Genomic DNA, 21,745 nt, shown 5'->3' on the forward strand with positions numbered 1-21,745 from the left:
ACGAGGGGCTGGTCCCTGACCAGCCGATACGCCTTACTGATAGCCCTTCGGGAAAGGATTCGGCTCGATCAGCTCGGACTCGTAGACCACCTTGAACTGGCCATCCTTCTGCGCTTCGCCGATGCGGGTCTTGCTCCACAGGTGATGGTTTTCGTGGACCTTGACGTAGCCTTCCGGCGCGGTCTTGAGTTCGATACCGGGCGAAGCGGCCACCACCTTGTCGACATCAAAGCTGCCGGCCTTTTCCACCGCCGCCTTCCACAGCCAGGGACCGAGATAGGCGGCCTGGGTAACGTCGCCGATGACCGAATTGGCACCGAACTTGGCCTTGAACTCGGCCACGAATTTCTTGTTGTTGGGGTTGTCCAGGCTCTGGAAATATTTCATCGAGGCGAAGAAGCCTTCCACGTTCTCGCCACCGATGCCCAGCATTTCATCCTCGGTCACCGAGATGGTCAGCAGGTTCTGGGTCTTGGCGGTCACACCTGCCGCTTTCAACTGCTTGTAGAAGGCGACGTTGGACCCACCGACCACGTCGGCGAAGATCACGTCCGGCTTCTTCAGCTTGATCTTGTTGATGAGAGAACCGAACTGGGTGTTGCCCAGCGGGTAGTACTCCTCGCCCACCACCGAGCCCTTGAGCACGTTCTCGATGTGCTTGCGGGCGATCTTGTTGGAGGTGCGCGGCCAGATGTAGTCGGAGCCGACCAGGAAGAAGGTCTTGGCCTTCTTTTCCTTGGCCACCCAGTTCAGGCCGGCCAGCACCTGTTGTGTCGCCTCCTGCCCGGTATAGAACACGTTCTTGGATTGCTCCAGGCCTTCGTAGAAGGTCGGGTAATACAGCAGGCCGTTGTCCTTCTCGAACACCGGCAGCACCGCCTTGCGCGAGGCCGAGGTCCAGCAGCCGAAGACAGCCGCCACACGGTCGTTCTCCAGCAGCTTCTTGGCCTTCTCGGCGAAGGTCGGCCAGTCGCTGGCACCGTCTTCCTGGATGATCTTGATCTTGCGGCCAAGGATGCCGCCCATCGCGTTGATCTGGTCAATCGCCAGGCGTTCAGCCTGGATCGAACCGGTCTCGCTGATGGCCATGGTGCCGGTGGCCGAGTGCAACTGACCGACGGTCACTTCGGTATCGGTGATGGCCAGCTTGGTGGTGTTGACCTTGGCGGTCGGATACTGCTGGGCCGAGGCCATGCCCGGCAGGGCCGCTGCTGCCGCCCCGGCGGCCAGGCCCATCAAGATCTTGCGGCGCGGGAACGAGGGAGGATTGGAAGACGAGGAATGCGACATGCGGTACTCCTTTCGGGCGTTGTTGTTGGACTCGGTCTGGGCCATCGTGGCGTCATGCAGGCGATGAAACGAAGGCCCCGGCGAGGTACTGCCCGCAAGGTGAGAAAGATGCGCACCGCACCTGCCGTCTGCCCTTCGTTCTGGGACGCAGAATAGGTTCGCCGGTGCAGCGCAACAATACGTTGTTTGACGTAAGCCCCCAGCTGGTGCGCCACACGCGCCTGCACAGCTTTCGCCCACGGTTTGCCTGCTGTTGGTGCGCACTGCCGCCGCACGGCGTCGGGATGCAGCGACAGGGCTTGCAAAAACCGCTGCGTTTTGGTGAATTCCCATGGGATGCCATGCGGCATCTACGTCATTTGACGTATGCCCTCGCGCTGCGAATGGTTTGAAAATTGCTTCACCATAAACACGCACAGCGCAGATCGTGTGCGGCGCAACGAGACAGACAAGGCACTGACGACAACGACCGTCCGGATCCCCGACCTCACCAAGAGCCAACGTGACCCATCCCGCCACACAACGCATCGTCAAGGTCCGGCGCGACTACAACACCTGGGTCGCCAACGAAACGCTGGAAGACTACGCGCTGCGCTATACGCCGCTATCCTTCCGCCGCTGGTCCGAGTTCCGCCTGGCCAACACGGCCCTGGGCGCGACCTCCTTCCTGGCACTGGAAGCCATCAGCGGCGCCATTACCCTCAGTTATGGCTTCACCAATGCCTTCTGGGCGATCGTCTGCGTGATGGTGCTGTTTTTCGCCACCGGCCTGCCCATCAGCTACTACGCCGCGCGCTACGGGGTGGACATGGACCTGCTCACGCGCGGCGCCGGCTTCGGCTACATCGGCTCGACCATCACTTCGCTGATCTATGCCAGCTTCACCTTCATCTTCTTCGCGCTGGAAGCGGCCATCATGGCCCAGGCCATCGAGATCTATTTCGGTCTGCCGCTGGTATATGGCTACGTGCTCTGTTCGCTCATCATCATTCCCATGGTGGCCTACGGCATCACGCTCATCAACCGCCTGCAGATGTGGACCCAGCCGCTATGGCTGGTGCTGCTGGTGCTGCCCTATGCCTGCGTGCTCTACAAGGAACCGGAAGCGCTGTCGAACCTCCTGAGCTTCGCCGGCCGCGCCGAGGAAGGCAGTTCCTTCAATCTCACACTGTTCGGGGCCGCTGCCACGGTGGCCTTCTCGCTCATCGCGCAGGTGGGTGAGCAGGTCGACTTCCTGCGCTTCCTGCCGCAGAAGACCGCCGCCAATCGCGGGCGCTGGTGGAGTGCGCTGTTGCTGGCCGGCCCTGGCTGGATCCTGCTGGGCGGGGCCAAGATGCTGGGCGGAACGCTGCTGGCCTTCCTCGCCATCCAGCACGAGGTGCCCATGGTGCGGGCCGTGGAACCGACCCAGATGTACCTGATCGGCTACCAGTACGTGTTCGGCAATCCGGCCTTCGCGCTGGGGGCGGTCGTACTGTTCGTGGTGGTGTCGCAGATCAAGATCAATGTCACCAACGCCTATGCCGGCTCGCTGGCCTGGTCCAATTTCTTCGCGCGCCTCACGCACAGCCATCCGGGGCGGGTGGTGTGGCTGGTGTTCAATGTGTTGATTGCGGTGCTGCTGATGGAACTGGGCGTCTTCAATGCGCTGGAACATGTACTGGCGCTCTACAGCCTGGTCGCCATCTCGTGGATCGGCGCCGTGGTGGCCGACCTGGTCATCAACAAGCCGCTGCGCCTGAGCCCGGCCCACATCGAATTCAAGCGTGCCCACCTGTATGACGTGAACCCGGTCGGTGTCGGCTCGATGGTCATCGCCACCCTGCTCTCCACGCTGGCCATGTCGGGCGTGCTGGGCAAGACGGTGGCGGCCATGGCACCCTTCATCGCCCTGGGTACCGCACTGGTGACGGCCCCGCTCATTGCCTGGGCCACCGGCAGCCGCTACTACATCGCGCGGCGCGATACGCTGTCCGAACAGAACTATCGCCCCGTCACGCCGGGTCAGACGCATTCAGTGCTCGATTGCGTGATCTGCGGCAATGCCTTCGAAACACCGGACATGGCCCATTGCCCGGCCTACCAGGGCGCCATCTGCTCGCTGTGCTGTTCGCTGGATGCGCGCTGCAAGGACCGCTGCAAGACACCGCGCGCACGGTTGCCCAACCAGATCCTGCACACCTTGCGCCAGCTGATCCCGGCGCGCTTCGCGGTCAAGCTCAATACCCGCCTCGGGCATTACCTGAGCGTGTTCGGTCTGCTGGCTGGCGGACTGGCGATTGTGTTGTGGATGCTGTATTTCCAGCAGATGGCCGATCTCTCCGGACTGACGCTCTCAGCCCCCGACTCGCTGCGCGGCGTCTTCATCAAGCTGTTCTGCCTCTTGCTGGTGGTGGTCGGCGTGGGTGCCTGGTGGCTGGTGCTGACCAACGAGAGCCGCGCCGTGGCCCAGGAAGAATCAGAGCGCCAGACCAATCTGTTGCTGCAGGAAATCGAGGCCCACAAGCAGACCGATGCCGAACTGCAGCGCGCCAAGGAAGCGGCCGAATCGGCCAACCTGGCCAAGAGCCGCTTCGTGGCCGGCATGAGCCACGAATTGCGCACGCCCTTGAACAGCATCCTCGGCTATGCGCAGATCCTGCACGTGGACGCCACCATCCCGCCGGCCCGCAAGGAAGCCATCGCCATCATCCGCCGCAGTGGCGAACACCTGTTGAGCCTCATCGACGGCCTGCTCGACATTGCCAAGATCGAGGCTGGCAAGATGCGCCTGGCCTCCGACGAACTGGCACTGGAAGCCTTCCTGGAGCAGATCGTCGGCATGTTCGCCCCGCAGGCCGAACAGAAGGGCCTGCACTTCCGCTTTGAGAAAAGCGGACGCCTGCCGCAGATCGTCCATGCCGACCAGAAACGCTTGCGCCAGATCCTCATCAACCTGCTGGGCAATGCCGTCAAGTTCACCGATCACGGCGGCGTCACGCTCAGGGTGCGTTATGCACGCGAGATTGCGTATTTCGATGTCATCGATACCGGCATCGGCATTGCCGACGACGACCTGGAACGTATCTTCCTGCCCTTCGAGCGCAGCAGCGCGGCCAATCTGCGCGAAGACATCGGCACCGGGCTGGGACTGGCCATCAGCCGCATGTTGGTGCACATCATGGGCGGCGAACTGGGGGTGGAGAGTCGGGTCGGGCTGGGCAGCAGCTTCCACCTCAAGATCTATCTGCCGCAAGTGCACGTACCGCGTCCGCGCATCAAGCTGGAGGATCAGATGTCGGGTTACGCAGGCCCCTCGCGCCACATCCTGGTGGTCGATGACCAGGCTTCACAACGGCGCCTGCTCAAGGACATGCTCATGCCGCTGGGATTCGTGGTGAGCGAGGCCGACAGCGGGCTGGCCTGCATGGAGCGGCTGGGCCACGACATCCCCGACCTGCTCCTGCTGGATATCGCCATGCCGCAGATGGATGGCTGGAGCGTGGCACGCGCCATCCGCGCGCGCGGGCTTGCGCAGTTGCCCATCCTGCTGGTATCGGCCAATGCCTTCGAGAACCTGCATGAGCGCAACGAGCCAGCGCTGGTCAATGATTTCGTGGTCAAGCCGGTCTCGTATCACGAATTGCTGGGCAAGCTGCGCCAGCATCTGCAACTGGACTGGGTGGCGTCGGCACAGCCTGCCGAGCCGCCGCCAGCACCGGCAGCGACGCAAGCCCTCCTGCTGGTACCGTCCCAGGACAGGCTGGCCTCACTGCTGGAGTTGGGCCGCATCGGCTATGCCAAGGAAATCCTGCGCCAGCTCGACGCCATGGAACGCCAGCAACCGGCCTACCTGCCCTTCACGACCGAGCTGCGACAGCTGGTCAAACAATTCCGCTTGAATGAATACGTCACCCGCATCCAGGAGCTGATCCGACATGATCTCAACGACGTTCGATAGACACGTGGTCCTGATCGTCGATGACATGCCCGACAACCTGGCCATGTTGTCCGATGCGCTCGATGAAAGCGGCCACATCGTCCTCGTCGCCACGGACGGACTGGCGGCGCTGGAGCGGCTGGACCACATCACGCCCGATCTGATCCTGCTGGACGCGATGATGCCCGGCATCGACGGTTTCGAGACCTGCCGCCGCATCAAGCAGGTCAAGCGCGTGGCGCATGTTCCGGTGGTGTTCATGACGGGACTGTCGGAGACTGAGCACGTGGTGCGCGGCTTCGAGGTGGGCGGCATCGACTACGTGACCAAGCCGATCCGTCCGCAGGAAGTGGTGGCGCGCATCGGCGCGCATATCCGTACCGCGCGCATGATGACGCAGACGCGCGGCGTACTGGAACATGCCGCCCATGCGGTGATCGTGCTGGGCGGCCATGGCCTGCCGATGTGGCAGACCAGCAAGGCATCACAGTGGCTGGAGAAGTATTACGGTCCGGCTGCACCGAACAGCCACAAGTTGCCGGCTCCCTTGCAGGTATGGCTCAACGAGCAGTTGGTACGGCAACGCCAGGGTGAGAGCCTGGACCGGGTGCCACCGCTGATCGTGCGACAGCAGCAGGACGAGCTGCACATCACGCTTTGCGGACCCGGGCAGGGGCATGGCGTGAGCCTGGTGCTGGAAGAAAAAACGGCGGGCGCCACCCAGCGTGGCGACGACGGCATGAGCCTGCCGCCTACCCTGGAGGGGGCGCGCCTGACGCCGCGCGAGAGCGACGTCCTGCTCTGGCTGGGCAAGGGCAAGACCAACCGCGACATCGCCGAAATCCTCGGCATGAGTCCGCGTACGGTCAACAAGCACCTGGAACATATCTTCGTGAAGCTGGGCGTGGAGACGCGTTCGGCGGCGGCGGTGCTGGCGAGCAGTCTGGCCACCTCTAGCGGTGCCAGCAGCGGGACACAGTTGCTGCAATGAAGCCGACGCAATAAAGGCGCACACGCCGGGCGAGTTTGGCCTATCCTTGCACAGGGCACTTACGCCCATCATTATCGAAGCAAGGAGGCAACATGCCCAAGAAAGAGAAACTGGACCCGGAAACTGAAGCCCTGATCCAATGGTGTACCGAAGTCGAGCAATTCCTGGTCAAGGGCGGCGCCACGCTGGACCAGGCACAGGAGCACATCGAAGAACAGGTGGAATGGTTCACCGACCTCTACTACGATGGCCTCACCCCGGAAGAAGCCGCCAAGGAAGCCCTGGCCTGACTCTTCTGCGCCACTCCCCCAACCGCATCCCGGCCCGCAAGGCCGGGATTTTCTTTGCGGTCACACCGTATTACGTCCGCCCAAAGCGCGTGGGTACCCGCCGCAAGGCGTCATACAAGGGCCGGCAGGATTCGGCCAGACGCTCCAGGCTGGCCTCGCGCAAGGCATCCAGATCGACCGGCGCGCTGCCCGCCAATCCCGCCCAGCTCAGCAGTGCGCCAAAGGCTTGCGGTGTATCGAACATGCCGTGGAGGTAGCTCCCCAGGATCTGCCCGTCGTCCGATTGCGCACCCTCGCCGCGCCCCTCGATGACGAACGCAGGACGCGCCAGCGCCGGGCCGGAAGACACGCCCATGTGGATCTCGTAGCCGCTGACCGTTGCAGCCGTCTCACTGAAGACACAGTGGCCGCTGACCTGCAGCAGCTTCTTGTCTCGCCTCAGTTCGGTACGCATCGGCAGCAGGCCGAGACCGACACTGCTGCCGGGCACGCCTTCCACACCATGCGGATCATCCACGCTCTCCCCCAGCATCTGGAAACCGCCACAGATACCGATCAGCTTGCCGCCATAGCGCAGATGACGGGCAATGGCCGCCTCCCAGCCATGTTCCCGCAGCCAGTGCAGATCCCCGCGGGTATTCTTGCTGCCGGGCAGGATGATGAGATCAGCCGGCGGCACCGGCTGGCCCGGGCCGATGAAGCGCAGATCGACATCGGGATGGGCGCGCAGTGCATCGAAGTCGGTATGGTTGCTGATGCGCGGCAAGACCGGCACCACGATACGGAATTGGCCGCGACTCTCCTGCGTGGCCGCCACCGCATCCTCGGCATCCAGGTGCAGCCCATGCAGGTAGGGCAGCACCGCCAGCACGGGCTTGCCGGTGCGGGCCTCGAGCCAGTCCAGCCCCCCTTGCAGCAGGCTGATGTCGCCACGGAAGCGGTTGATGACGAAGCCGATCACGCGTTCCCGTTCGCTCTCGGAAAGACAATCGAGCGTGCCGCTCAGGTGCGCAAAAACACCACCCCGGTCGATATCGGCCACGATGATGACGGGACAATCGACCGCTTCGGCAAAACCCATGTTGGCAATGTCGCGCGCGCGCAGATTGATCTCGGCCGGACTGCCCGCGCCTTCCACGATCACGCAGGCATATTGCGAGCGCAGCCGCGCATAGGATTGCAGCACGGCCTGCATGGCTTCGGTCTTGTAGCGGTGATAGTCACGGGCGTTCATATCGGCGCGTACCTTGCCCTGCACGATGACCTGGGCGCCGGTATCACTGGAGGGTTTGAGCAAGACCGGGTTCATATCGGTGTGCGGCGCGATGCCGGCGGCCTGCGCCTGCAGGGCCTGAGCGCGTCCAATCTCGCCACCGTCGCTGGTCACCGCACTGTTCAAGGCCATGTTCTGCGGCTTGAAGGGAGCGACGCTGATCTCATCCTTCTTCAGCAGGCGGCATAGCGCAGCGGCCAGAGTGCTCTTGCCGGCATCCGACGTGGTGCCCTGGATCATCAGCGTATGAAAAGGAAAATCAGCCACGTTGACTCCATCTGTTCAGGGCCTCTTGCAGGCGTACCCAACCCGCCTCATCCGGCGGCAGTCCGAGGCGGATACCACCAGCACCGCGCGTGAAAAGGCGCACCCAGATGCCGGCGCGCGCCATCGCTTCATGAAACGCCAGCGCCTGAGCTTCGGGCCACCACTGGAACAATGCCGTGCCACTGGCGCGGATGCCATGCTGCGCCAGCAGCGCATGCAGGCGCGCGCCTTCGGTCAACAGGGTCTGTCGCGTCGCAGCCTGCCAAGGGCGGTCGAGCAGTGCCGCGCTGCCGATCTGCTGGGCCGGACCGCTGATGGACCATGGCCCGAGCCAGTCAGCCAGCGCATCCAGCAAAGGGGCTGCCGCCCCGACAAAGCCCAGCCGCAAGCCCGCCAGCCCGAAGAACTTGCCGACCGAACGCAGCACGATCAGGCCCGGCTGGTGGCTGTGTGCGCACACGCTGTAACCATTGACGGTATCGCCGAAGGCTTCATCGACCACCAGCCAGCCCCCCCGCCCGGCCAGCAGGGCCGCCCAGCGCAACAGGTCCGCCGGCGCGACCATGGCACCGGTCGGATTGTTGGGATTGCACAGCACCAGCACCTCGCACGATGTATCGCGCACGGCCTGATCAAGATCGGCATACGCGACTTCACGCACGGCATGCCCCGCACGCCGCCAGCAGTGCGCATGTTCCGCGTAGATGGGGGCCGCCACCACTACCTGTGCAGGGCGGCGCTGTTGTTGCAGACGCAGTTGCGGCAGCGCCTGAATCGCCGCCTGGGTGCCTGCCACGGCCAGCAGACGCGGCGCATCGTAATACGCACAGGCCGCTTGCTCCAGCGCATGTGACGGCTCGGGCAGGCGGTGCCAGGCGTGCGCCGCCAGTGCAGCTGCCGGGTAGGGTCGCGGGTTGATGCCGGTGGAGAGATCCAGCCAGTCACTGCGCGGACGACCATAATGGCGGGCCGCCGCGTCGAGGTTGCCACCGTGCTCAAGCATGGCTCGCCCCCACCCCGGTGACCAGGCTCAGCAGCGCCAGGGCGCCCACCACGGCCAGCCACAGCGCCGTGCTCATGGCCACCAGGCGCCAGGCACGGACGATGTCCGGTCCCTGCGGCGGCAGGCCCGATCCCAATGGCGGGCGCTCTTCGAGCTGGCCGTCATACCGGGCCGGACCGCCCAGGGCCAGGCCCAGTGCTCCGGCGCCCGCCGCCATCACCGGACCGGCGTTGGGGCTGCTCCACGCAGGCGCCTGCGTCTTCCAGCAAGCCAGGGCCTGGCGGCGCTGGCCCAGCCAGGCATAAGAGCAGGCGGTCAGTCGCGCAGGCAACCAGTTGAGGGCATCATCAATGCGCGCCGCGGCCCAGCCGAAATACAGGAAGCGCGCATTGCGGTAACCCCACATGGCGTCCAGGGTATTGGCCAGGCGAAACAGCAAGGCGCCCGGGCCACCCGCCACCAGGAACCAGAACAAGGTACCGAAGACGGCATCGTTACCATTCTCCAGCAGCGATTCGACCCCGGCCTTGGCCAGCTCGGCTTCGTCGGACTGGCGCGTCTCACGGCTGACGATCAAGGAAGTCAGCCGCCGCGCCAGCGGCAAGTCCCGCTGCGCCAGCGCCTGTGCAATCGGCAAGGTATGCTCGCGCAGGCTGCGCAGGCCGATGCAGAAATACAGCAGCACCGCATGGATCCATGCCGCCATCCAGACGGGCAGCGCGGCCAGCAGCCAGGTGCAGGCCAGTACCGGCGGCAACACTGCCAGCGACCAGGCCAGCACGCCGCGCAGGCGCAAGGCGGGGGCGTGATTGAGCCGCGCTTCGATGCGCTTGGCCAGATTGCCGAACCCGACCAACGGATGCCAGCGCCGCGCTTCCCCCAGCAGCAGATCCAGGGCCAGGCCCAGCGCCATCAGCAGCGCCAGCCAGGGCATGGACAAGCCGCTCAGCACGCGCTGTCCTTGAAGGTCAAGGGCAAGCCGGCAGCGACCCATTGCACGCGTTCGCACAGCGCAGCCACGGCCTGGTTCAGCCGCCCCGCCTCATCGACGAACCAGCGCGAGATGGCCCCCTGCGGCACGATGCCCATGCCGACTTCGTTGGACACCAGGATGACGGTCCCCTGCACTTCCTCCAGGGCCAGCAGGAAATCGGCGCGTTGCTGCGCGAAGGCCGGGGGCGGCGTGACCGGTCCCAGTTCCGGATAGTCCACGCCCTCCGCAAAGAGCAGGTTGGCCAGCCAGACGGTGAGGCAGTCGACCAGCACCACGGTCTCGGGCCGGCTCAGGCAGCGCAGTGCGTGGCCCAACGCCAGTGGCTCTTCCACGGTACTCCAGTGTGCACCCAGCGCGCGGCGGCGTTGCTGATGATGGGTGATGCGCTCCTGCATCTCGGCGTCGTCGCGGCTGGCGGCGCGACTGGCGGTGGCCAGATAGACGATCTCGCGCGCGCCGCCGGGTGATGCGGCCAGCGCCAGGCGTTCCGCATGGGCGCTCTTGCCGCTGCGGGCGCCGCCAAAGATGAGGCTGCGGTATCGGTTCGAGGATGCGGTGGTCATGCTTGCAGGTCTCCTTGCACGGGCCAGCGGTCTTCAAAGACCAGGTCTTGCAGGTGCTGGCGGCTGGCCCACTGCTCCTGTTCCAGCATGGGCTTGTCATAGAAAGCGGGGACATGGCCCAGACAGAGTACGGCGACCGGTTCGGCGCCCTCGGGCAGGTGCAGCAAACGGGCCAGCGCGGCCGGTTCAAACAGCGACACCCAGCCCATGCCCAGCCCTTCTGCGCGCGCGGCCAGCCACATGTTCTGCAAGGCGCAGGACAGCGAGGCCAGGTCCATCTGCGGCAAGGTGCGACGACCGAAGACATGGCGCTCGCGCTGATCCATGAGCGCAGCCACCAGCAATTCGCCACACTCGCGGATGCCTTCCACCTTCAGGCGCATGAATTCGTCCTCGCGCTGATCCAGTGCGCGAGCAGTGGCGATGCGTTCCTGTTCCACCAGGGCATGGATCTGCTGGCGCAGCGCCTGATTGCGGATGCGGATGAAGCGCCAGGGCTGCATGAAGCCCACGCTGGGGCCCTGATGGGCCGCCTGCAGCAGGCGTTCCAACAGCTCGGGCGCGACCGGGTCGGGCAGGAAATGGCGCATGTCGCGGCGCTCGCGGATGACGCGATAGAGCGCATCGATCTGCACCTGAGGATAGCGATGCGAAACAGTTTGCGTCATGGCGCCCCACCAAGCAGCGCCGCCACCGTCCGTGGCGCCGAGCGGAAATACGCATGCAGATAGCTGGCCGTGACCTGACCGCGACGATAGACCACCTCCCCTTCCGAGGAATCGAAGAGTCGCTCGCCACGCGCCATGAACTGCGCCCCGACCACCGCCCGCGAATAGTGGAAGGTATGGCAGCGCAGATGCTCGCCCACCGCACCGGGCAGGTTCAGTTGCAGAGTCTGGTAACCCAGCCCTTGCAGGCGCGGCTGCACCGTCGCCTGGCCGGGCAGGATGCCGCACAGCTGGCCGCTGCTGCCGTCACCGGCGACGACGGTCTCCAGCAGGAACAGCATGCCGCCGCATTCGGCATAGAGCGGCTTGCCGGCCTCGGCATGGGCACGCAGGCTGGACTGGGTGCGCTGCGCGGCCTGCAAGGCCGGCAGGTGCAGTTCGGGATAACCGCCCGGCAACCAGACCGCATCGCAATCGGGTAGTGCTTCATCGGCCAGCGGCGAGAAGAAGCTCACGTGCGCACCCATCAGCGCCAGCAGATCGAGGTTGGCGGTGTAGATGAAGGAAAATGCCAGATCGCGCGCCACGGCGATGGTCTTGCCCTCCAGGAGGCGCGGGAAGGCGCGTTCCGGCGGGGGCGTACCGAAGTCCACCGGCGCGGGCAGATTGGCCAGTGAAGTCGCTGACATTCTTTCGGCCACGGCATCCAGGCGTGCCTCCAGATCGGCGATCTCGGGCGCGGCCACCAGGCCCAGATGGCGCTCCGGCAAGGCGAACTGCATGTCGCGCTGCAGCCCCGTCAACAGTGGCACCGAGGGCCGCGCATTCTGCAGGCCCTGGCGCAACATCTGCGCATGGCGCGGGCTGGCCACGCCATTGGCCAGTACCCCGGCAAACTTCAGCTCGGGACGATAGGCCAGCAGGCCCTGCGCCAGCGCGCCGATGGTCTGGCCCATGCCGCGCGCATTGATCACGGCCACGACGGGAATGCCCAGCAACTGGGCCAGGTCGGCACTGCTGGGCTCGCCATCGAAGAGGCCCATCACGCCCTCGACCAGCAGCACATCCGATTCGGCGGCAGCCAGCGCCACCTGGCGGCGGCAATGATCTTCGCCTCCCAGCCACAGATCAAGGTTGATCACCGGCTGGCCACTGGCCTGCTCCAGCACCATCGGATCGAGGAAATCGGGGCCGGTCTTGAACACCCGCACGCGCTTGCCCTGCTGCCGGTACAGGCGGGCCAGGGCGGCGGTGATGGTGGTCTTGCCGTGGCCGGAAGCCGGGGCCGAGATGAACAGGGCCGGGCAGCGGTAATCCGGATGCGTCATCAGAATTCCACGCCTTTCTGCGCCTTCACGCCCTGCTCCTTGTAGGGATGCTTGAGCGGGCGCATCTCGCTGACCAGATCGGCCTGCTCGATCAGCGCCTCCGGTGCATGGCGACCGGTGACGACGATGTGCAGCATCTCGCGGCGCGCCGCAAATACCCGCAGTACTTCCTCCAGATCCAGATACTGGTATTTGAGGACGATGTTGAGTTCATCCAGGATCACCATGTCATAGCCGGGGTCCTGGATCATGCGCACGGCCTCGGCCCAGCCACGTGCAGCGGTGCGCATGTCGGCCTCACGGTCCTGGGTGTCCCAGGTGTAGCCTGCGCCGACCACATGGAAGTCGCATCGCGCGTGGCTGCCCAGGAAGTCACGTTCGGCGCTGTAGAGTGCGCCCTTGATGAACTGCACCACGCCCAGCCGCATGCCGTGGCCGAGGATGCGCATGCCCATGCCGAAGGCGGCGCTGGACTTGCCCTTGCCGGTGCCGGTGTTGACGATCAGGAGGCCCTTCTCCTTCCGGGCGGCGGCCTTCTTCTTTTCGAAGCCTTCCTTGTGACGCTGGGTCATGCGCTTGTGCGATTCGGGGTCGGTTTTCATGATGTGCTTCTTTCTTGATGCTGCTGCGAAATCAATGCCAGTCGGTCGCCGTCAGCGAGGACAGCAATTGCGCCACACGTGCGCGGCTGGGATGGTAACCGATGAAGACCAGCTCCGAAGTCCCGGCCCGCTTGCCGCCACCGGCCTCGGCCACCACCGCACGCGCCCGCACGGCTTGCAGCAACTCGGTACGCCCGTGGCCGGTGACGATGAAGCCCTTGCTGCGCAGGATGGGCTGGTCCAGCGCCACGGCGACCACGGCGCGGCGCAGGGCTTCGGCATCCTGCGCATCGGCGCTGCGCAACGTGAAGGATTGCCAGCCGGGGTCCTGCTCGTGGAAATGCTTGTGGGTGGACAAGCCGTGGCTGTGCGCCCCCAGGCCGGAATGCGCATGGCCGTTGAAGCGCCACTGCTCGGCCGCCACCGTGGCGCGCTCGCCCGGCATGGCCACCGGCGTGTAGTGATGATGCACGCTCGTACCGGCCTGGTGCAGCCGCAAGCCCAGCGCCAGACGGATATCCAGTCGCGCATCATAGGCCAGCTCCAGGAAGCGCACGTTGGGCGCCAGTGACCGTACCGTTTGCTCTGCTTGCAGCAAGGGCGCTTCCTCCATGCCGTCGATCTTGTTGAGCACCACCACGTCGGCGCACTCCAGTTGCCGGGCGAACAGCTGCGCCGTGGCATCGCGCACGGCATCGCCGCTGGCGAAGGCTTGTTCTAGCAGGAGCGGCGTGTCGACCACGGCCAGCGTGGCGTCCAGCACGAAGTGCAGTGCCAGTTCAGGGGATTGCAACACTTCCATCACCGCACTGGGCAAGGCCAGACCGGAAGTCTCGATGAGCACATGGTCGATCTGCGCGCGGCGCGCGGCCAGGGCCAGCATGGCGGGAACGAAATGTTCATCGTCGCCGTAGGCGATGAGGCCATGGGCGAAATCCTGGATCTGCACCTGGCCCTGCGCATCGCCTTCGGCGCGCAACAGGTCGCCATCGATGGCGACCTCGCCGAACTCGTTGATGAGCAAGGCCAGTCGCCGCGACTGGCGACGCTGTACCAGGCCGCGCAGCAAGGTGGTCTTGCCCGCCCCCAGAAAGCCCGTGACCACCGTCACCGGGATCGGCGGCAAGGCAGGCGGCATGGAAGACTGAAGACTGGCCATGCTCAGGCTCCGGCCAACGCTGCCAGTTGCGCCTGCAGGGTGGGCACATCGTGCGCCATCTGCGGATAGGCAAGTCCTGGCCGACGCACCGTCACCAGAGGGATGCCCAGGGCGCGCGCAGCCGCGACCTTGGCCCGGTAGCCCCCGGCCTCGCCGGAATCCTTGGTCACCACGCAGTCGATACCCCAGTCGCGCCACAGCGCTTCATTGAATGCCTGCGAGAACGGTCCCTGCATGGCGCACAGGTGGGCGCGCGGCAGGCCCAGTTCCAGTGCGCGCCGGAGGAAGTCCGGATCGGCCGTGACGCGGGCGAACCATTGCTTGCCCGCCGCGCCGGGTGCCCTCAGGAAGCTGCCCAGATCCTTGGAGCCGGTAGCCAGGAAAATGCGGCGGCCCAGGGCGGTGGCGCGCCCGGCGGCTTCTGTCATGTCGGCGCAGACATAGGGGTCATCGGCAGCGATCTCGCTCGGACGTTCATAGCGCAGATACGGCAGGCCCAGCTCCTGCGCCAGCATCATCAACTGCTGCGACATCTGCACCGCAAAGGGATGGGTCGCATCCACCAGCACCCGCGCCTGGCTGTCGCGCAGCGCTTGTCGGCGCGCCTCCACACCCTGGCGGCCGGACCAGACCTGGGCACCCGGACAATCCTGGCTGGCCAGCTCGCCGCCATAGGCGGTCGCCGTGGAAATGACCACGCGCTCGCCCTGCCCGGCCAGTTCGCGCGCCAGCTGGTTGCCGTCACTGGTGCCCGCAAAGACCCACACCGCCCGGCGCGGCAGTTGTGCCGCCTCAGGCGCCTGCGCCTGTTCGCTCCAGTCGTTGTAGCCGCGCGGGGTAAAGATCCAGTCGCGCTTGCGCTGCGTAAAGCGGTTGCCGATGACGATCGAGGTCAGCATGTCGAACTGCAGGCCGGGCAATTCATCCAGGCGATGAATGGAGACCTGCTGCCCTGGGCGATAGGCATTGCGCACCACCCCGCACAGGGTATGCGGGGCCTTGTGTTCCAGCATCAGTTGCAGGATGCGGTAGACGCCCTCCTGCCGTCCCGCGCTCTGCACGTTGTAGAGCACGCAGGCCAGGTCCGCCTGGGCGATGTGACTGGCGCGCTGCTCGATCCATGACCACGGGCACAGCAGGTTGGACAGCGACAAGGTGGCGAAATCATGCGACAGCGGCGAACCCAGCAGCGAGGCGCAGGCATTGGCCGAGGTCACGCCGGGGATGATATTGACCTCGAAGCTATCGTCCTCGCGCATGTCGTCGAAGGCCAGGGCGGCCATGGCGTAAATGCCGATGTCGCCGCTGGAGATCAGGGCCACGCGCCGCCCCGCACGGGCCTGTTCGATGGCCAGCAAGGCGCGCTCGCGCTCCTGGGTCAGCGGCGGAGTATGAATCTCCTTGCCCTCGATATGCGCGGCGATCCAGCGCAGGTACAACGCGTAGGCGACGATGACCTCGCTCTCGCGCAAGGCTTCAATGGCGCGCGGGATGATCATCTCTTCGAAACCGGGGCCGACCGAGACCAGGTTCAATACGCCTTTTTTCTTGACTGCTTCCATCGGGTTTCCTGCAAATGATTTACGGATTTTCCATGAAACTGCGCCAGCCATCGCCATCGTCGACGATGGCCACGGTCACGCCCTCCAGCGCGCTCTTGCCCAGCAACAGCCGTCCACGCGGACTGGCGATCAACGCCGCCGGCTCGCACACGCCCTCCACGCCCACGTTCTGGCGCACCCAGTCCGAGGGCTTGCCCACCCAGGCGCGCTGGGCGATCTGCTGGCGCGCGATCACGCGCAAGGGCAAGCCATGCGTGGCGCAAAAGGCCAGCAGGCCGGGTTCCCCGGCCTTGATATCGATGGTGGCCACTTCGCGCACCTGGGACAGCGCGGCACCGGGGCACTGTGCCAGTGCCTGCGCGACGGCACGACCGATCTGCTCGGCCGAGGCCAGCTTGCGGCAGCCGATGCCCAGCACCAGCGGCTTGACGGCTTCGGTCGCGGTGGTCACCACCGGCTGCGCGCCCGTGATCTGGGCCACGCGATAGGCCAGGCTGTTGGCACCGCCTTCATGCCCTGCCAACAAGGGGATGGCAAAACGTCCCGCCTCATCCAGCACCACCAGGGCGGGATCCCGGTGCTTGTCCTGCGGCAGGCCGTCGAGGAAGCGCACGGCAATGCCGGTCGCACCAATCATGATCCACTGCCGGTGGCGGCGGTAGGCCAGAGCAAACTGCTGGCGCTGCGACAGGCCGCCCTCTGCATGAAGCCAGGGGCGGTAGAGTTCACCGCCCAGGCAGTCCTGCAAGTGCATGGCCAGTGCCACCGCCTCGGCGCGCACGGGCCACAGGCCCAGGTCTGCCGGGACGACGGGCGGATTCATGCGGCATCCTTGTTCTTCTTGACCACGCGGAAGAGGTGCGTGAAGTCCTTGGAGTACAGACTGGATTCGGCCACCTGCTCCTTGTTCAGCGCGGCACCGACCAGCATCATGGTGGTGAGATTCCACTCCCCGCGCTTGTTCTCTTCCAGCACCTTGTCGAGCCGGCCCTGATAGACGCGCTGCTCCGGCCAGGTGGCGCGATAGACCAGCGTGACGGGCGTCTCGGGGGGATAGTGCAGCAGCAGGTCGGTGACGATCTTCTTCAGGTGCGGCCCGGACAGGAAGATGCACATGGTCGCCCGGTGCGCGGCCAGCGAGGCAATCGATTCCGATTCGGGCACCGCCGAGGCACGGCCCGAGACACGGGTCAGAATCACGCTCTGCGACACTTCCGGCTTGGTCAGTTCAGCCGACACGGCGGCCGCCGCAGCGGTGAAGGACGACACGCCCGGCACCACTTCATAGGCGATGCCCAGGGCATCGAGCCGCCGCATCTGTTCCGCCGTCGCCCCGTAGATCGCCGGGTCGCCCGAATGCAGGCGCACCACGTCGATACCCTGTTGCTGCGCACGCACGTAGCAGGCCTGCTGCTGCTCCAGATCGAGTGCGGCGGTGTCGACAATCTCGGCCTCGGGGTGGCAATGTTCCAGCAAGGCGGTGGGCACCAGCGAACCGGCGTACAGCACCATACGCACCTGGCCCAGCAGGCGTGCACCGCGCAGGGTGATGAGGTCGGCTGCACCAGGACCGGCGCCGACGAAATAGACTTTCATGGATTTCCTTTCGATGATGCTTGCGGCGCGCGGTGACGTTGCGCCTGCGCCGTCTTGCGGATCAGCAGCACGGCCAGGTAGCCGCTCGCCTCTGCCGCATCCAGCGTGGTGAGGTCGCTGACCAGCACTTCGCCATCCAGCCCGATGCGACGGGCAAAGCCGCAATGCTGCGCAATGTCCATCTCGCGCAGCAGCGCCAGCACCCAGGGCAGGCGCGCGCCGACCTTCATCAGCACCACGATGTCGTGGCTCTCGATCTCGGCCTGCAGGGTCGCCGCATCTTCCGGGCAAGGCAGGATCAGCGTGCGCTCCTTGCCCACGCCCAGCGGCCATTCCAGCGCGGCGGCAGCAGCGGCATAACTGGTGATGCCTGGCAAGGTCACGCAGTCGCACTCGGGATAGAGATCGCGCACGGCGGCCAGTACGTAGCCATAAGTGGAATAGGTCAGTGCATCACCGATGGTGAGGTAGACCACCTGCAGGCCCTGCCGCAATTGTTCGGACAACTGCTGGCCGAGCCGGGCGTAATGTTCCTGCAGGACCTGACGATCCGGGTCCATGTTGAACTCGATCTCGCACAGACGGCTGCGGTCGAACTCCACGCCTTCCAGGCATTGCAGGGCCACCGACAGGTCGGCCCCGCGTGCGCGCGGAATGTAGATCAGGTCGGCACTGCGCAGCGCAGCGATGGCTGCCAGCGGCAGGTAGCCTGCGGGGCCGGGGCCGACACCGATGCCGGTCAGACGCCCGCTCATGCGCCTGCCCCCAGTTGCTCTCCATCGAGGTCGAACAGGCGCACTTCGATGCGTTGCACTGCCGGCACGCGCGCATGGGCAAGCACGGCGATGCGGGTTTCGATCTCGCGCCAAAGGCGGCGCGACAGTCCGACGTCCTGCTGGCGGACCAGCGTGATGATTGCTTCCACCGTATTGGCTTCCTTCATTTGCTGCAGCAGGGCGGCGTCAAACAGCACGCCCTGCCCTGCCGTATTCATTTCTTCAGCCACGCGGGCCACGCCCTGCATGGCCATGTTGCTCTTGCTGGAATGCGTATCCCACACCCCATCCAATACCTTGGCCAGCTTGCCGGGATGCCCGGCCAGCCACAGCAGCGGCAGTGTCCTGCCCTCCTCGGCCAGCGCCTTCTGGGTGAAGTCCAGCGCATCGCCCAGGAAATTGGCGATCTGCACGCTGCGCTTGTCCGGCAGGCCCAGTGTCTGCGCCACGAAGACGCGGCCGATCTTGCCCGGCAGGTAGGCCACCGTATCCCCCGGCGCACAGGCGGCCAGGGCCACGCGGATGTAGACCTCGATGGAGGCGATCCAGGAGGCCATGGACATCGGTTCTACGATGCCCGAGGTACCCAGGATGGAAATGCCGCCGACGATACCCAGCTTGGGATTGAAGGTCTTGGGCGCAATGGCGAGGCCCTCGCGGCAACCGATGGTCAGATCAAAACCGCAGGCCGGTTCGCCCGACTGCAACTCCGCCAGCACCTCTGCCACGGCGGCCCGCATCATGGCGCGCGGCACCGGGTTGATGGCGGGTTCACCGACGGCCACGCGCAAGCCCGGCATGGTGGCCGTGCCCACGCCCTGGCCCGCAAAGAAACGGATCTCCCCTGCCGCATTGCGCCGCACCTGTGCCACGATGGTCGCGCCGTGCGTATTGTCGGGATCGTCTCCGCCATCCTTGAGTACCTCGGCCTGGGCGGTATCGGCATCGATCAGCGTGACCGTCTTGATTGGTACGCTCAGATAATGCAGTCCATCCGGCAGGCTGACTTCGGCGTGCTGCACGCTCATGCCGCCCAGCAGGCGATAGAGTGCGGCGCGTACCGCGGCGGTCGCGCAACTGCCGGTGCTGCGGCCACGACGCAAGCCATTGGGGGCGAGTACGGCGAGGTCATACTCGGCCCGTTGCAGCTCGGGGGGCGCGTCCATTACTGCACACTTTCGCTCTGCGCTTCCTGGGCGACCAGCCAGGCGATGGCATCGATCATCAGGGCATTGACCACGCTGGCCGCCCAGGGCGAACCACCGCGCGTGCCGCTGTTGGTGATGCGCGGCACCTGCAGGCAGCGACGCAGTTCTTCCTTGCTCTCGCGCGTGCCGACGAAACCGACCGGCAAGCCGATCACCAGTTGCGGACGCCAGCCGTGCTCGCGGATCAGGCGTACCGCCTCGGTGATGGCGGTGGGTGCATCGCCGATGGCCAGCACCAGGTCATTGCCGAACTTCTGCCAGGCACGGCGAATCCCCGCCGCCGAGCGCGTCATGCCCAGGTTCCGGGCCATCAGGTGCGATTCGGGATCATGTACGCCGCACCATGTCTCTACGCCCAGCTGTTGCAGCACCGCGCGCTTGAGACCGGTTTGCACCATGGTCACATCAGTGACGACTCGCTTGGTGCGCAGCAGTGCTTTCATCCCGGCCTGAACCGCACCAGCGGAAAAATAGATTTCATCGGCCACGGCGAAGTCGCCGCTGGTATGGACCAGGCGCTGCAAGACGGTCAGCTGCTCGGGCGGGAAGCCGCCCCAGTCGCGCCCGGCCTGGATGATTTCCATGCTCTCGGCTTCGATGGGATGCGCTACGTAAGGGGCGGTGCCCGTGACGGCCGGGGCCTGCTGCTCGCGCGCAGAAAGATCGCGCACCTGCAAGTGATGTGCCCGCTGCGGCTCGCCGACCTGCTGCTCGAAACCGACGATCTGCACCCGGTACTTGCAGAGCGTGCAGTTCATCGCGGCGCGGCCTTCGGCGGCATCGCGGGCGCGTTCCAGCATGACATCGGCCACGTGCGCATGCACGCCCAGATAAGCGGCCTTGAGCACTTCCACACCTGGCTCGCGCAGCATCAGCTCGTCGGCGGCGGCATAGATGCGCTTGACCAGCACACCATCGAAGAGGAAGAACGGCAGCACCACCAGCCGCTGCCAGCCTTCACCGGCAGCCTGCGAGAGGCCATCCCGCACCAGCGGCGTGGCCGTGCCCGAGAAGCAGACTTTGACGCCGCCAAAGCCCATGCCCTCCTGCACCATGCGCGCCAGCTTGGCGATCTCGCCATTGGCATCGGGATCGGTGGTACCGCGCCCGACCAGCACCAGACAGGCATCCTGGCGATGGATGATTTCTTCAGAACCGGCCTCGGCTTCCACCACGCGCTGCTGTACCAGTTGCAGCAGCAGCGGATGCAGATCCATGGGCGCGCCGAAATGGAAATCGACCTGCGGATAATCCCGCGCCAGCGCCAGCAGTTCGGCTGGCATGTCGTTCTTGGCATGACGCGCCCCCAGCAGCACACCGGGTACCACGGCCACGTCGGTGGCGCCCTCGGCCACGCAGGCGGCGGCAGCCTCCGAGATGGTGGGCGCGGCAAATTCCAGATAGCCATGGCGCACGATGCGTCCCTCGGCGCGTTCACGCACCAGCGCCACCAGCGCCTCGAATTCGCGCAGGGCATCGGGATCGCGACTGCCGTGGCCGGCGATCACCACGGCTGACTTGCTCGGGCTGTTCATGCCGTGGCTCCGCTGGCTGCTTGCGGCGGTGGTTCGATCTGGCTGGCCATGGGCGTGAGCGTGCGGATGAGCATGATGCTCATGTCGCTGAATTCCTGGTCGGCACAGTCGGACAGCTTGCCATGCCATTCGGCGTCGCCCCGGGTGAGGTTTTCCCAGACTTCCGCGGGATGGTCCGGGCTGACCCCTTGTTGCAGCAAATAGGTGGCGATGTGACGCGGCATGAAGGAGCGCGCCGCATCCCACGGACAGGGGATGACGATGGCATTGCGTCCATCGTTCAAGACGTTCACCAGATGGCGCTTGAAGGGCTCCAGATCGCCGCGCCGGTGGAAGGTGATGAACGTTGTTTCATCAAAGCACACACGCGCCCTGGAGGCGAGGATCTGGGCCGAGGAAATGCCCGGCAGGGTTTCCACGCGATGGCCACAGGCGCGCTCCACCCGTTCCAGATACTGGAAGCCGCTGAAGTGGATATCGCCCATGAAGACCACCACGCAGCGCTTGCCGGCGTGATGCAGGGCGGCGACTTCGTCGAGCCTGGCAACCTGATCGCGGTAACCCATCAGCACCACTTGCGCGCTGGCGGGGATGAGGTCCTTGACCACATCGACCACGGCATTGAAGCCGGCCACCACGTCGGCATTGCGGATCAGGTCCGCGCCGCGCAGGGTCAGGTAGGAATGGTCGCCGGGACCGGCGCCGATGCAGATGATCATGT

The 21,745-nt window shown here is 65.4% G+C and carries 19 protein-coding genes; 3 read left to right on the top strand and 16 right to left on the bottom strand.

Annotated features, from left to right (window positions below; all coding sequences use genetic code 11):
• Positions 1-33: 33 nt before the first annotated feature.
• Positions 34-1,290 (bottom strand): urea ABC transporter substrate-binding protein, encoded by a 1,257-nt coding sequence (urtA, locus tag HWE01_RS13640; RefSeq protein WP_008329498.1) that lies wholly within the window; start codon positions 1,288-1,290, stop codon positions 34-36.
• 502 nt (positions 1,291-1,792) lie between these two features.
• On the opposite strand from urtA, the gene HWE01_RS13645 reads away from it, so the two are divergent.
• From HWE01_RS13645 to HWE01_RS13655, 3 genes are all read left to right on the top strand, one after another.
• Entirely contained in the window at positions 1,793-5,230 is a 3,438-nt protein-coding gene (locus HWE01_RS13645; RefSeq protein ID WP_241822079.1) for an ATP-binding protein, read from the top strand.
• Positions 5,208-6,200 (top strand): response regulator transcription factor, encoded by a 993-nt coding sequence (locus tag HWE01_RS13650; RefSeq protein WP_008329501.1) that lies wholly within the window; start codon positions 5,208-5,210, stop codon positions 6,198-6,200. The genes HWE01_RS13645 and HWE01_RS13650 overlap by 23 nt, the downstream gene beginning before the upstream one ends.
• 92 nt (positions 6,201-6,292) lie before the next feature.
• Positions 6,293-6,490, top strand: a complete 198-nt coding sequence (locus tag HWE01_RS13655; protein ID WP_008329502.1) for a hypothetical protein — start codon at positions 6,293-6,295, stop codon at positions 6,488-6,490.
• A gap of 70 nt (positions 6,491-6,560) precedes the next feature.
• On the opposite strand, the gene HWE01_RS13660 is transcribed toward HWE01_RS13655, so the two are convergent.
• Genes HWE01_RS13660 through HWE01_RS13730 form a run of 15 tightly spaced genes read right to left on the bottom strand, consistent with a single transcriptional unit; the run spans position 6,561 to position 21,743 of the window.
• A complete protein-coding gene (locus HWE01_RS13660) occupies positions 6,561-8,030 on the bottom strand; it encodes a cobyric acid synthase (protein WP_241822080.1) in 1,470 nt (489 codons plus the stop codon).
• Positions 8,023-9,033 carry a threonine-phosphate decarboxylase CobD gene (cobD, locus tag HWE01_RS13665; RefSeq protein WP_241822081.1) on the bottom strand — a complete coding sequence of 337 codons (1,011 nt, stop codon included), beginning with the start codon at positions 9,031-9,033 and terminating at the stop codon, positions 8,023-8,025. Before cobD ends, HWE01_RS13660 begins: the two co-directional genes overlap by 8 nt.
• Complete coding sequence (cbiB, locus tag HWE01_RS13670; RefSeq protein WP_241822082.1) at positions 9,026-9,985, bottom strand: adenosylcobinamide-phosphate synthase CbiB; 960 nt, start codon at positions 9,983-9,985, stop codon at positions 9,026-9,028. Before cbiB ends, cobD begins: the two co-directional genes overlap by 8 nt.
• Positions 9,979-10,590 carry a bifunctional adenosylcobinamide kinase/adenosylcobinamide-phosphate guanylyltransferase gene (gene cobU / locus HWE01_RS13675; RefSeq protein ID WP_241822083.1) on the bottom strand — a complete coding sequence of 204 codons (612 nt, stop codon included), beginning with the start codon at positions 10,588-10,590 and terminating at the stop codon, positions 9,979-9,981. Before cobU ends, cbiB begins: the two co-directional genes overlap by 7 nt.
• On the bottom strand, positions 10,587-11,258 hold the full coding sequence (gene bluB / locus HWE01_RS13680) for a 5,6-dimethylbenzimidazole synthase (protein ID WP_241822084.1): 672 nt from the start codon (positions 11,256-11,258) through the stop codon (positions 10,587-10,589). Before bluB ends, cobU begins: the two co-directional genes overlap by 4 nt.
• On the bottom strand, positions 11,255-12,586 hold the full coding sequence (locus tag HWE01_RS13685; RefSeq protein ID WP_241822085.1) for a cobyrinic acid a,c-diamide synthase CobB: 1,332 nt from the start codon (positions 12,584-12,586) through the stop codon (positions 11,255-11,257). The genes bluB and HWE01_RS13685 overlap by 4 nt, the downstream gene beginning before the upstream one ends.
• Entirely contained in the window at positions 12,586-13,188 is a 603-nt protein-coding gene (cobO, locus tag HWE01_RS13690) for a cob(I)yrinic acid a,c-diamide adenosyltransferase (protein ID WP_008329511.1), read from the bottom strand. Before cobO ends, HWE01_RS13685 begins: the two co-directional genes overlap by 1 nt.
• Before the next feature lie 31 nt (positions 13,189-13,219).
• Positions 13,220-14,347, bottom strand: a complete 1,128-nt coding sequence (locus tag HWE01_RS13695; RefSeq protein ID WP_241822086.1) for a CobW family GTP-binding protein — start codon at positions 14,345-14,347, stop codon at positions 13,220-13,222.
• 2 nt (positions 14,348-14,349) lie between these two features.
• Entirely contained in the window at positions 14,350-15,909 is a 1,560-nt protein-coding gene (cobJ, locus tag HWE01_RS13700; protein ID WP_241822087.1) for a precorrin-3B C(17)-methyltransferase, read from the bottom strand.
• 19 nt (positions 15,910-15,928) lie between these two features.
• On the bottom strand, positions 15,929-16,732 hold the full coding sequence (locus HWE01_RS13705; protein WP_241822088.1) for a cobalamin biosynthesis protein: 804 nt from the start codon (positions 16,730-16,732) through the stop codon (positions 15,929-15,931).
• On the bottom strand, positions 16,729-17,505 hold the full coding sequence (cobM, locus tag HWE01_RS13710) for a precorrin-4 C(11)-methyltransferase (RefSeq protein ID WP_008329515.1): 777 nt from the start codon (positions 17,503-17,505) through the stop codon (positions 16,729-16,731). The genes HWE01_RS13705 and cobM overlap by 4 nt, the downstream gene beginning before the upstream one ends.
• Complete coding sequence (gene cobI, locus HWE01_RS13715; RefSeq protein WP_241822089.1) at positions 17,502-18,260, bottom strand: precorrin-2 C(20)-methyltransferase; 759 nt, start codon at positions 18,258-18,260, stop codon at positions 17,502-17,504. The genes cobM and cobI overlap by 4 nt, the downstream gene beginning before the upstream one ends.
• Positions 18,257-19,447, bottom strand: coding sequence for a cobalt-precorrin-5B (C(1))-methyltransferase CbiD (gene cbiD / locus HWE01_RS13720; RefSeq protein ID WP_241822090.1), 1,191 nt, complete (start codon positions 19,445-19,447; stop codon positions 18,257-18,259). The genes cobI and cbiD overlap by 4 nt, the downstream gene beginning before the upstream one ends.
• Positions 19,447-21,024 (bottom strand): precorrin-8X methylmutase, encoded by a 1,578-nt coding sequence (locus HWE01_RS13725; protein ID WP_241822091.1) that lies wholly within the window; start codon positions 21,022-21,024, stop codon positions 19,447-19,449. The genes cbiD and HWE01_RS13725 overlap by 1 nt, the downstream gene beginning before the upstream one ends.
• A complete protein-coding gene (locus HWE01_RS13730; protein ID WP_241822092.1) occupies positions 21,021-21,743 on the bottom strand; it encodes a cobalt-precorrin-7 (C(5))-methyltransferase in 723 nt (240 codons plus the stop codon). Before HWE01_RS13730 ends, HWE01_RS13725 begins: the two co-directional genes overlap by 4 nt.
• Between the last annotated feature and the right edge of the window lie 2 nt (positions 21,744-21,745).

The organism is Herbaspirillum sp. C7C8, from assembly GCF_022627875.1.
GTDB lineage: Bacteria > Pseudomonadota > Gammaproteobacteria > Burkholderiales > Burkholderiaceae_D > Herbaspirillum.